Here is an 11,600-nt window from a genome sequence, read left to right on the forward strand (position 1 = left end):
CGCCCGGTAAAAAGTGAATATGTCGTCAGTGTTGTGTGCGTGATGTAACAAATGTCAGACAGGCCGCCAGAGTCAGCAGAACGCCGCTGATGGCGAAGGTGGTTTGCCAGCCCGCAGAGTCAAAAGCCAGCCCTCCGGCGGTTGAGCCCAGCGCGATGGAAAGTTGCACCACCGCGACCATCAGCCCGCCGCCCGCTTCGGCGTTGTCGGGAAAGGTCCGTGCTACCCATGACCACCACCCGACCGGTGCCGCCGTCGCCACCAGCCCCCAAAGGCCCAGCAACGGCCCGACAATCCAGAGCCGGTGCCCCGTCAGCATCAGCATCACGGCAATGGCCGTCATCATCAGCGGGATCGCCATCAGCGTCAGATAAAAGCCTTTGCGCAGAAAAACACCGATGATCAGGGTGCCCATAAAACCGGCCATGCCGATGGTCAGCAAAATCAATGACAACGTGGAGACGTCAACCCGGGTCACCGTTTCAAGAAACGGGCGCAGGTAGGTAAAGAGCGCGAATTGCCCCATAAAGAAAAGCCCGCACGCCGCCATCCCGGTGGCAACCTGTGGTTTTCTGAGCAGGCGTAACACATTTCCGGCCTTTTTTTCTTCCGCCGCCGTTTTCATGGAAGGCAGGCTGACGCACTGCCAGATAAAGACCACCAGCGCGACCGGCACCAGACAAAAGAATGCGCCACGCCAGCCCATCACCGACCCCAGATAACTGCCGAGCGGTGCGGCGATCACCATCGCCAGCGCATTGCCGCCGTTGAATATCGCCAGGGCACGGGGCACCTGATCCCGTGGCACCAGCCGGATAGCCAGCGCCGCCGACATCGACCAGAAGCCGCCGATGACGACGCCAATCAGTGCGCGCCCAACCATGTAAGTCAGGTAATCAGGGGCCAGAGCTATTACCACGCCGGAAACAGCCATCAGGGTCGTCAGCCCTAAAAGCAGAATTTTTCGGTCAATATTTCCGGCCAGTGTTGAGATCAACAAACTGGTCAACACCGCCAGCGCACCGGAGATGGCGATCCCCTGCCCGGCCAGCCCCTCGCTGATACCCAGATCGCGGGAAACCGGTGACAGCAGGCTGACGGGCATAAACTCCGACGCAACCAGCGCAAATACGCACAGGGTAATCGCCCATACCCCGTTCCAGTGCGCGGCCCGATCTCGGTCAGGCAGCGCGTTTTCAACGGCAGATGTCACATTTCCTTCCTTTTTCAACGCTAAATGATGAATTTTTGGCAAGCCCCGCCCGGTTTTTATTCGCGGGAATAAAAACTGAGATAACATGAAGTTAAAGGGATAACGCCGGGCAAGTATTTCCTGTTTTGCGGACGTTATTGCTTGCCGGAAATTCTACAGGGCGGGTATATTCTTACTAGGTAATGAATCCTTAATGGGCTTATAAGCCCTGCTTATTAATAGAAGGACGGAAGCTGTGATGAAACGTAATTTCAATGATCTGATCGCTTTTATCACGGTCGCCCGTGAAGGGAGTTTTACCCGCGCTGCCGCGCTGCTCGGGGTCACGCAACCGGCGCTGAGCCAGACCATTACCGCTCTGGAAAATCAAATGGACATTCGCCTGCTCACGCGCACGACCAGAAATGTGTCGCCGACGGCGGCGGGAGAGAGGTTATTGCTGGCGATTGGCTCACACTTTGACGAGATTGAAGCCGGGCTGGATATGCTGACCGAGATGCGTGATAAACCGGCCGGCACCGTACGTATCACCTGCGGCCCGCACGTGCTTAAAACCCTGCTGATGCCAAAACTGTCGCCGTTATTACGCGAATACCCCGACATCCGGCTGGAATTTGATGCCAACCACGGCTTTCGTAATATCGTCGCCGATAAGTTTGACGCCGGTGTGCGCCTGGGTGACACCATCGATAAAGACATGATCGCCATGCCCGTCAGCCCCGCCTTGCGCATGGCGGCGGTGGCCTCCCCGGCGTATTTTGCTAAACATCCGCTGCCGCAGACGCCGCATGACCTGCTGCAACACAACTGCATGAATATGCGCCAGACCACGTCCGGCGGGCTTTATGTCTGGGAGTTTGATAACGAAGAGGGGCCGGTCAACGTGCGGGTGAACGGGCAACTGACCTTTAATACTTCCGCCCCTATGGTGGATGCGGCGCTGGCCGGTCTGGGCATTGCGTTTTTACCGGAAGAAGAGTTTGCGCCGCACATCGAAGAAGGCCGCCTGCTGCGGGTGCTCGATGCCTGGTGCCTGCCGTTTCCTGGTTACTACCTCTATTACCCCAGCAGAAAACAGCATTCACCGGCATTTTCGCTGGTGATGGCGGCGCTGAAACTGGACTGAGGGGCGCGTCACTGGCTCTCGCGCACGTTGATCACCTTACGCAGTTGCGCCACATCTTTCAGCGGAGGCAGCCCGAAAATGCGCGCATAGTCGCGGTTAAACTGCGGCACACTCCGGTAGCCCACTTCCTGAGCCACATAAGTGACGCTCTGCTGACGGCCTAAAAGCAGCGTTCGGGCATGGAGCAGCCGGACGCGTTTCTGATACTGCAACGGGCTCATGGCCGTTACCGCCTTGAAGTGCCGGTGAAACGCCGAAACGCTCATCGCCTCGCGCCCGGCCAGGGTTTCAACCACAAACTCTTCGGCAAAATGGTGCCTCAGCCACTGGATAGCGTTGCTGATCCTCGCCAGCATCGTACCCGGCGAGGCAATATCTCTGAGCATCCAGCCGTGGGGGCCTTTGAGAACATGATAAAGAATTTCGCGCTCATAGCCCGGCGCGAGAGCGGGAATGTCGTCAGGCGTTTTCATCAGACGCAGCATTCTCACCCAGGCATCAAGCAACTCCGGCGTGACTGACGCCACCGAGAACCCGCCTTCCGGCCTGCCCCTCATCTGCGAATGCGGTAAATCATCCAGCAAGGTGGCAACGCGCTGGGGGTCGATGGTCAGGCTCACGGCCAGATAAGGTTCGCCGGTCAATGCGGGGTGAACTGCGCCCACCGCCGGCAAATCCACAGACATGACAAAGTAAGAGGCGGGGTCGTAATTAAAGACCTTCTCCCCCACCGTCATGGTTTTACTTCCTCTGAGGATCAGGTTGATCATCGGCTCATAGACTGCGGCCAGCGCCGCCGCCGGGACTTTCCCCTGCACCATGGCAACGCGCGGGATCCCGGTTTCTGTTCGCCAGTTCCCGGCATGAGCGGCCAGTCCGCGCAGTTCATCAAGTTGGGATTGCAAATCCATATCCTGCCTCAGCGGTAAAGGGGTGCGGGGAGCTTAAAGCAGAAACAGGCAAGAATCGAGCAGGAACGCAGAAGCCTCAGCCGGTGCCTTTCTTTAGTCTTACTGCACACCCACACAACGAGAGTCAACATCATGAAAGTCATTCTAATCACGGGCGGAAGCACCGGCATCGGGGCAAGTACAGCAATTGAGTGCGCAGCAAAAGGAATGGGGGTGATACTGACCTGGCATCGCCACCCGGAAGCGGCGGACGAGGTGGTCAGGCAAATCGACGCCGCCGGAGGCAAAGCCGTGGCAATGCAGCTTGATGTTTCCCGTACACAGACGTTTGCTGCCTTTCGTACACAACTCGCGGCAGTGCTGGAAGATTTCTGGCAACGCCGTGATTTTGATGTGCTGATCAACAACGCCGGTTTTGGCCTGTTTAACCCGATTGAAACCGTGACTGAAAATGAGTTCGACAACCTGTTTAACGTCCATCTGAAAGGCCCGTTCTTCCTGACGCAGACACTGCTGCCGTTGCTCACTGATGGCGGCCACATTGTCAATGTGACCAGCGCCACCACACGCGTCACGACGTCCGGCGTTGCGCCTTATGCCGCCTTCAAAGGCGGGCTTGAGGTACTGACACGTTATATGGCGAAAGAGTTTGGCCCGCGTCGCATTCGCGCAAATTCGGTTTCGCCCGGCGCAATCCGGACCGGGCTGGGCGGTGGCCTCAACGATGAGCTGGAAACATTGCTGGCGTCACAAACCGCACTGGGCCGCGTCGGCGAACCGGAAGATGTAGGGAAGGCGATCGCAGGGTTGATTTCGGATGACAGCCGCTGGATCAATGCGCAGTCCATTGAAGTCGCCGGTGGCTACCACATTTAATGACTGAAAGAGATTCTATGCTCGATCACATTTTTGTTTCAGTGCGGGATGTTGACCGTTCGGTCAGGTTTTACACCGCCGCGCTGGCGCCGCTTGGCATCACCTCGCGGGTCGATTACGACGGCAAAGACGGGCCGCCGGGGCACCCTGATCTCACCGGTTTTGGCGCACATGGCCGGATATTTTTCTGGCTGCGGCAGGCAAAAGCCACCGGCGATGCCTCGCATATCGGCTTTGTCGCCAGCAGTAAGGCCATGGTGGATGAGGCGTACGCCGCCGCAATCAACGCCGGGGCGAAGGATAACGGCGCGCCGGGCGCACGTCTTTATTACGATCCGCGCTATTACGCCGCCGGTGTGGTCGATCCTGACGGCTATACCCTGGAGTTTGTCTACAAAAGCTGGCAGCACGACCTGCCCTGAAGGCGCGCACCGCTGACGTGGGGTCAGCGGTGACAACGGAGGTTCTCCTCCTGCACAAAATCGATAAATGCCCGCAACGGCGCAGGGATCAGACGGCGATCGTTGTAGTAAAGATAGGGCCCGGAAAACGACAGCCACCACGGCTGTAAGATGGGTTCCAGCTCACCGCTGGCAAAGGCGGGTTGCAGCCAGTCTTCAAACAGATAGAGAATGCCGCCGCCCGCTTTCGCGGTATCCACCGCCAGATCCACCGCGCCGCCGACGCTGACCACCAGCGGGCCGCTGACCTGTACGCTGAGATTTTCACCCTCCCGCTCAAACTCCCAGGCAGTCATGATGCCGCTGGCATAACGGCCACGCAGGCAGGCGTGCTTCATCAGATCACGCGGGTGGGCGGGTCTGCCATGACGATCGAGATAATCCGCAGACGCAGCGGCGGCAAAACGCTGACGGCGCGGGCCGATGGGGATCGCCACCACGTCCTGTTCGAGACATTCGTCATAGCGGATACCGGCATCGCAACCGTCGCGAAACACATCCTGCACATTGCTTTCGGCGATGATCTCCAGCTGGATATCCGGATAACGTCGCAAAAACGCCGGCACCAGCGCCGGAAGAATCAGGCGCGTGGCGCTGACCGGCACGTTAAGCCGCAGCGTGCCGCCCGGCGTGTTGCGATAACGATTGATGGCGTCCAGCGCGGCATCGACCTCATTCATGGCCGGTAACAGGCGTTCCATCAGCGCCCGGCCTGCTTCGGTCAGCACGACGGTGCGCGTGGTGCGATGAAACAGGCGGATGCCGAGTTGCTGTTCCGCACGGCGTACGGCATCACTCAGCCGGGAGGCATTGCTGCCGGTGACCCGCGCCGCTTCCCGAAATCCCCCGGCTTTCGCCACTTCCACCACGGCATGCAGCAGAGCGATGTCCATTGGCATTGTGCGTAACCTCGTACAGTTTGTCCTGATTTCACCGGATAGTTGCACAGCCAGTTGCCCGATACAATGAATGAACACACACAGGAGAACCCCCATGTCACAACCCTCAATGACTTATCGCCTCGGCGACCGTGAAGTTGGACGCTTAGGTTACGGCGCAATGCAACTGGCAGGCCCCGGTGTTTTTGGTCCGGTGAAAGATGAAGCGCGGGCGATTCAGGTGTTGAAAGACGCGGTTGCATCGGGCGTCAATCACATCGACACCAGCGACTTTTACGGCCCGCATGAAACCAACCGGCTGATCAAAAAGGCTTTGCATCCTTATCCCGATGACCTGTGCATCGTCACCAAAGTCGGCGCGCGGCGTGATGAAAAGGGGGGCTGGTTACCCGCATTTTCAGCACCGGAGCTGACCCGCGCGGTGGAAGATAACCTGCGCAATCTGGGGCTGGAGACAATGGACGTCGTTAACCTGCGCAGTATGCTCGACGTGTATAAGCCCGCGGAAGGTTCGCTGGAACCGCAGCTGGAGGCGCTGATCGCGTTAAAAGAGCGGGGGCTGATCCGCCACATCGGGCTGAGCAATGTGACTGCCAGACAAGTGGCCGATGCCCGCAAACTCACGCCGATCGCCTGTGTGCAGAACATGTACAATCTCGCCAACCGCAACGACGACGCGCTGGTGGATGAGCTGGCTGAACAGGGGATCGCCTGGGTGCCGTTTTTCCCGCTCGGGGGGTTCTCGCCTTTGCAGTCAACACAGCTTAATGAGGTGGCCGCTGAATTACAGGCCACGCCGATGCAGGTGGCGCTGGCATGGCTGCTCAGGCGTTCTCCTAATATCTTGCTGATCCCCGGCACCTCATCTTCACAGCATTTGCAGGAAAATCTGGACAGCGCGCGGCTGACCTTGTCGGATGAGGTGATGGCGAAACTCAACGAGATGAGCCGTTAACCCTGCCTTGCCAAAAAAAAGGCGCCTGCTGAGGGCGCCTTTGTTGTTACTGAGGGGAAATGTCGGTCAGACCGTGCCGGTACCGCCATCCGAACACCACACCTGTCCGGAGGTGTAGCTGCTTTCGCTGGAGGCTAACGCCACGTACATCCCGGCAATCTCGGCGGGCTGCCCCGGTCTGCCAAGCGGTGACTGCTCACCAAATTTTTCGACCTTTTCCTGCGGCTGGCCGCCGGAGGTTTGCAGAACGGTCCAGTACGGGCCGGGCGCAACGGCATTAACGCGAATACCGTCAGCGGCAAGCTGCTTCGCCAGACCTTTGGTGAAGGCGACAATCGACGCTTTGGTCTGTGAATAATCGAGCAGATTATCGCTCGGTAAAAATGCCTGAACCGAAGACGTATTAATGATTGCGCTGCCACGCGGCATATAGTCCAGCGCGGCTTTGGTGATCCAAAACATGGCATAGACGTTCGTTTTGAACGTGGCATCAAAGGCTTCGGTGGTCAGGTCTTTGATCGAATTACAGAACTGCTGACGCCCCGCATTGTTGACCAGCAGATCCAGCCCGCCGAGCTGTTCAGCCGCCTCTTTCACCAGCGTCTGACAGAATTTTTCCTCGCGGATATCGCCCGGTATCGTGACGATTTTCACCCCTTCCTTGCGCAGCAACGTCACCACATCTTGCGCATCCGGCTCTTCATCGGGCAGATAGTTTATCGCGACATCGGCCCCTTCACGGGCAAAGGCTATCGCCACCGCCCTGCCGATACCCGAGTCACCGCCGGTCACCAGCGCTTTACGCCCCTTCAGACGTGAACTGCCTTTATAAGAGGTTTCACCGTGATCGGGCACCGGGATCATCTTGCTTACCAGACCGGGGAACGGCTGCTTTTGCTGTTCAAACGGCGGTTTTGGAAAAGTGTCCACGTGCGGATCGTTAAGGGAAACGGGGATCGTTTTGTTGTTGTTCATACACAGGCTCCTTGTATAAAAACGAATGAAGGAACCCTAAAGGTAGAACAGATATGCCAGCCCATGTGTCATTAAGGATATTTCTGAGTCTGAGGCAGCCCTTGCCCGCCGCAGGGGAAACCCTTTCACTCATTTGCATTTCGACACAATTATTCGCCCCGCCTTACGGCCTGTTTCTCGTTATTATCCTGACCAGACTGAAAAGTACAGGCTTCGTTGCGACGACAAAGGACTGACGACGGACGTTATATTGATAGTTTTTAACGGGATATATTATGCGTTACTCAAAAATGATGATGTTGTCAGCTCTGGTTTTCTCCTCCGTGATGACGCTGTCGCACACCGCGTCTGCGGCGACCCCTTCTCATGAGATCAAATCGTTCTTCGATGACTCGACCGAATACAAACTGGGCGACACCGTGCCCGGTTTATACCGCACCAAGCCTTATGAAATTGTTGACTGGCAACAGCGCCACCTGCCCGCCCCTGACGCAGGCAGCCACTGGACCTACATCGCGGGCAATTACGCGATGATCACCGACACCGACGGCAAAATTCTCAAAGCCGAATCCGGCGATATCTACTTCCAGTAATACCATCGCCGGTTAAGCAAAAAGGGCGCGCTACCTCAGGTAACGCGCCCTTTTCTGTGTCATGCCGCCGTCAGGCTTAACGCTCACGCATGGCTTCGTTCATTTTGTTCAGCGGTTTCAGCAGATAATCAAGAATGCTTTTGTTGCCGGTTTTGATGTCCACCGTCGCGATCATACCGGGGAAAATATAAAACTTTTCATGATGCTTATTTTCCAGATAATTGGCGTTGGTCTTGATGTTCACGCGGTAATAATAAACGTCACGGCGGACCTCGTCCTGAATAGTGTCGGGCGAAATCGTGGTCACTTCTCCGTCAAAACTGCCGTAAATCGAATAGTCGTAGGCGGTGATTTTCACTTTGGCTTTCTGGCCGGGGTGAATAAACGCCACGTCGCGCGGTGAAATTTGTGCCTCCACCAGCATCTGATCGTCAATCGGCACCAGCGTCATCAGTTTGCCATTCGGCGGGATCACGCCGCCGACGGTGTTGACGTCAATGTTCTTCACAATGCCTTTAACCGGGGAGAAAAACTCCAGACGGTTCAGGGAATCTTTACGGCCTAAAACCACCGAGCGCTGGGTTTCGATTTCCGCATTGGCTTTCGCCAGCTCTTCGCCCGCCCGCACGTGATACTGAGTTTCCAGATCGGTGGCTTTGCTTTCCATTTCGTTGATCTGACGTTGCAGACGCAGCACCTCCACGTCGCTGGCCGCGCCCTGTTTCACCAGCGGCACGGTCATGCTCAGCTCGCGGCGGATCAGCGCCACGCCCTGCTTCAGCCCGGAAAGCTGTTTCTCCAGGCTGTTACGGCTGGAGTTGTACAGTTCAGTTTCTGATTTCACCAGCTCCGGTTCATCGTCAAGGTCGGCCGGAAACGTCAGCGGTGTGCCGTTGATCTGTGCGGTCAGGCGTGCCGCCGTCGCCAGCGCGGCGTGCAGGCGTGACTGGCTTTCCTGCACGCCGGACTCGGTTTTGGTGCGGTCGAGCTGCGCCAGACGCTGGCCGCGCTCCACCACTTCCCCTTCGCGCACGTCAATACTGTGAACGATACCGCCCTCCAGCGATTGCACGATCTGTTCGTGCGCCGAAGGAATGACTTTGCCGGTGCCGGTGGTGACTTCGTCGAGCGTGTAGAAATTCGCCCACAGCGTGAAGCACAACAGCATCAGCGCCAGGCTCCACACCAGCAGGGTCGAACGCGGCAAGGTATTTTCACTCAGTGGCCGGTGATGGCGTTTGTTTCCATTCATGATGTCATCTCCTTATTGACGGCTTTCGCGGCCTGGGCTGGCTGCCCTTTCGGTCTGAAATGTTTACTGAGGATCTCGTCTTTGCTGCCGTCGAGCGTGATGCGTCCGTTGTCCATCACGATAATCCTGTCCACCAGCTGCAACAGCGCCAGACGGTGGGTGGCGACCACCAGCGTTTTACCTTTACCCCACGCGGCCAGGTGAGTGATCAGATTCGCCTCGGAGATTTCATCCAGCCACGCGCTCGGTTCATCGAGCAGCAACACCTGCGGCTGCATGATGATGTGACGCGCCAATAACAGCGCCTGACGCTGGCCGCCGGAGAGGCCAACGCCGCCTTCGTGGATCAGGAAATTCAGGCCATTCTCTTTTTGCTGCACAAAGGTCAGCGCACCGCTCAACACCAGCGCCTGATGGATCTCGTCGTCCGTGGCCTGCGGTCTGCCCATGGTGATGTTGTCGCGCACCGAGCCGAAAAACAGTCTGGCGTGCTGATTGTGCAGCGCCACGTCACGGCGTAAATCCGCCGGATCGATCTGTTTGATGTTGACGTTATCCAGCACCACCTGCCCCTGCTGTACCTGCTGCATGCCGGCCAGCACCTGCAACAGCGTCGATTTACCGGCACCGTTTTTACCCAGCACGGCGATCTTCTCGCCCGGCCTGATGTGCAGGTTGTTCAGCGCCAGATTGGCTACTTTCTCTTCTTCGTCGTAATAGAACACCGCATCGTGCACCTGGTATTCACCGGCGATCTGCGCCTTATGCACCATTTTCTGCCCGTCTTCCTGATCGACAGGCCGCTGCATCAGTTCATCCAGCCCTTTACGCGCCACCTTGGCCTGCTGCCAGCGGGAGAGCACGCCGGAGATCTGCGCCAGCGGCGCGATAGTGCGGGAGGCGAGGATGGTCGTCCCCACCAGCGCACCGGTGGTCATGTCGCCGTTCATCACCAGATAACAGCCCACCAGCAGCACGATGGCGTAAACGATCGACTGCACTTCCTGCGTCCAGGTCATCAGCAGGCTGGTGAGAAAACGCTGACGCATACTGATGTCGGCGGAGACTTCGTTGCAGTGGTTCCACTGATTCTGAAAGCGCTGTTCAGCGCGCATCAGTTTGATGTCTTCCAGAGATTCCACCGCTTCCACCAGTGAGGCGTTTCTCACTGCGGATTCGCGCATGCCTTCGTTCGCCAGTCTCGCCAGCGGTTTTTGGATCAGTAACCCTGGGATCAGCAAAAGCGGGATCGCCAGCAGCACCACAAACACCAGCGGGCCGCCAATCATCCACAGAATGACCGTGAATAACAGGAAGAAAGGCAGGTCGGAAATCACGCTGATGGTGGTCGAGGTGATCAGTTCACGCACCGATTCCAGCTCACGGATTTGCGAAATAAAAGAACCGGTGGATTTGGAGCGGGCGCCGTTTTTAATGCGCAGCGCGCGGCCAAAAACGCGGTCGGAAATGCGCAAATCGGCGCGTTTCCCCACCACGTCAGAAATATGGACGCGCACCATGCGCATCACGAATTCAAACACAATGGCGATCATCACGCCGCCGAATAACACCCACAGCGTCGGCACCGACTGCGAGGGGACCACGCGGTCGTACACCTGCATGGAAAACAACATACCGGCCAGCGCCAGCACGTTGGCGATCATCGCCGCCACCATGATGTCGCCGTAGCGACGCCAGTCCTTCAGGGCCAGATCCCAGAACCAGTTCTTTTTGTACGGCTTGATGTAGTTATCAACGCGCGCATCCGGCAGGGCCTGCAAAGGGCGCAGCAGAGTGATGCTCTGCACCCGCGATAAAAGCTGTTCAGGGGTGAGCGTGGTTTCCAGCCCCTGATCCTCGGTGAACTGCACGGCGCACTGGCCGCTGGCGTCCAGATGCGTCACCACGCCCAGACGGCCATTGTCCAGCGTCAAAATAAACGGCACGGACATCGGGTCCAGATCGGCAGGATGGAATGAGCGGGTCACGCGCGCCAGCCCGAGTTTGTGCGCCATCTCATCAAGCACGCTGTCCTGCGGTGCGCCCATCTCCCAGGCGAGCGTGGCTTTCACATGCTCTTCTGAATAATCCAGACGATAGTGGCGGGCGACATCCAGCATGGCGCTCAGCCACGCGCTATACCCCTTTTGTTTCTCCGCCTGCGCGGCGCGGCCATCGAACGCCACGGCCTCCGGTGCGGTACTGCTTTTCTCTGACATGATCTCTTTATTCATCTGCATTGTTCCCTAATTCATTGTTCCTTCACGTTCATTCCAGAACATGAATATTGAGCGGGAGAAGCGGAGCAGAGGATCATCCCTCTGCCCCGCTGCTTTCCG

Annotated in this window: 11 protein-coding genes; 5 read left to right on the top strand and 6 right to left on the bottom strand. The window is 57.6% G+C overall.

Annotation, left to right across the window (positions count from 1 at the left end; all coding sequences use genetic code 11):
* Positions 1–25 precede the first annotated feature (25 nt).
* Positions 26–1,213, bottom strand: a complete 1,188-nt coding sequence (locus ACO0U8_RS15015; protein WP_421671118.1) for an MFS transporter — start codon at positions 1,211–1,213, stop codon at positions 26–28.
* Between the two features lie 238 nt (positions 1,214–1,451).
* Here ACO0U8_RS15015 and ACO0U8_RS15020 point away from each other — a divergent pair, with 238 nt between their 5' ends.
* On the top strand, positions 1,452–2,339 hold the full coding sequence (locus ACO0U8_RS15020; protein WP_056772602.1) for a LysR family transcriptional regulator: 888 nt from the start codon (positions 1,452–1,454) through the stop codon (positions 2,337–2,339).
* An 8-nt stretch (positions 2,340–2,347) separates the two neighbouring features.
* Here ACO0U8_RS15020 and ACO0U8_RS15025 read toward each other — a convergent pair whose 3' ends face one another.
* Positions 2,348–3,250 (bottom strand): AraC family transcriptional regulator, encoded by a 903-nt coding sequence (locus ACO0U8_RS15025; protein ID WP_056772605.1) that lies wholly within the window; start codon positions 3,248–3,250, stop codon positions 2,348–2,350.
* A gap of 132 nt (positions 3,251–3,382) precedes the next feature.
* On the opposite strand from ACO0U8_RS15025, the gene ACO0U8_RS15030 reads away from it, so the two are divergent.
* Both ACO0U8_RS15030 and ACO0U8_RS15035 read left to right on the top strand, forming a co-directional pair.
* Complete coding sequence (locus ACO0U8_RS15030) at positions 3,383–4,126, top strand: SDR family NAD(P)-dependent oxidoreductase (RefSeq protein WP_421671119.1); 744 nt, start codon at positions 3,383–3,385, stop codon at positions 4,124–4,126.
* Between the two features lie 17 nt (positions 4,127–4,143).
* The gene (locus ACO0U8_RS15035; protein WP_056772611.1) at positions 4,144–4,548 is read left to right on the top strand and encodes a VOC family protein; all 405 of its coding nucleotides are present in this window, start codon (positions 4,144–4,146) and stop codon (positions 4,546–4,548) included.
* Positions 4,549–4,571: 23 nt separating this feature from the next.
* On the opposite strand, the gene ACO0U8_RS15040 is transcribed toward ACO0U8_RS15035, so the two are convergent.
* Complete coding sequence (locus ACO0U8_RS15040; protein WP_122096599.1) at positions 4,572–5,486, bottom strand: LysR substrate-binding domain-containing protein; 915 nt, start codon at positions 5,484–5,486, stop codon at positions 4,572–4,574.
* A gap of 94 nt (positions 5,487–5,580) precedes the next feature.
* On the opposite strand from ACO0U8_RS15040, the gene ACO0U8_RS15045 reads away from it, so the two are divergent.
* Positions 5,581–6,441: an aldo/keto reductase family oxidoreductase gene (locus ACO0U8_RS15045; RefSeq protein WP_421671120.1), complete on the top strand. Its 861-nt coding sequence runs from the start codon at positions 5,581–5,583 to the stop codon at positions 6,439–6,441.
* A 66-nt stretch (positions 6,442–6,507) separates the two neighbouring features.
* Here ACO0U8_RS15045 and ACO0U8_RS15050 read toward each other — a convergent pair whose 3' ends face one another.
* The gene (locus tag ACO0U8_RS15050; RefSeq protein WP_056772623.1) at positions 6,508–7,416 is read right to left on the bottom strand and encodes an SDR family oxidoreductase; all 909 of its coding nucleotides are present in this window, start codon (positions 7,414–7,416) and stop codon (positions 6,508–6,510) included.
* 275 nt (positions 7,417–7,691) lie between these two features.
* Here ACO0U8_RS15050 and ACO0U8_RS15055 point away from each other — a divergent pair, with 275 nt between their 5' ends.
* On the top strand, positions 7,692–8,009 hold the full coding sequence (locus ACO0U8_RS15055) for an RcnB family protein (RefSeq protein WP_056772628.1): 318 nt from the start codon (positions 7,692–7,694) through the stop codon (positions 8,007–8,009).
* Between the two features lie 76 nt (positions 8,010–8,085).
* On the opposite strand, the gene ACO0U8_RS15060 is transcribed toward ACO0U8_RS15055, so the two are convergent.
* Entirely contained in the window at positions 8,086–9,261 is a 1,176-nt protein-coding gene (locus tag ACO0U8_RS15060; RefSeq protein ID WP_122096596.1) for an HlyD family type I secretion periplasmic adaptor subunit, read from the bottom strand.
* Positions 9,258–11,495 (bottom strand): type I secretion system permease/ATPase, encoded by a 2,238-nt coding sequence (locus ACO0U8_RS15065; protein WP_421671121.1) that lies wholly within the window; start codon positions 11,493–11,495, stop codon positions 9,258–9,260. Before ACO0U8_RS15065 ends, ACO0U8_RS15060 begins: the two co-directional genes overlap by 4 nt.
* Positions 11,496–11,600 lie beyond the last annotated feature (105 nt).

It is taken from the genome of Rahnella sp. EDr1-12 (genome assembly GCF_049206505.1).
GTDB classification, from domain to species: domain Bacteria; phylum Pseudomonadota; class Gammaproteobacteria; order Enterobacterales; family Enterobacteriaceae; genus Rahnella; species Rahnella rivi.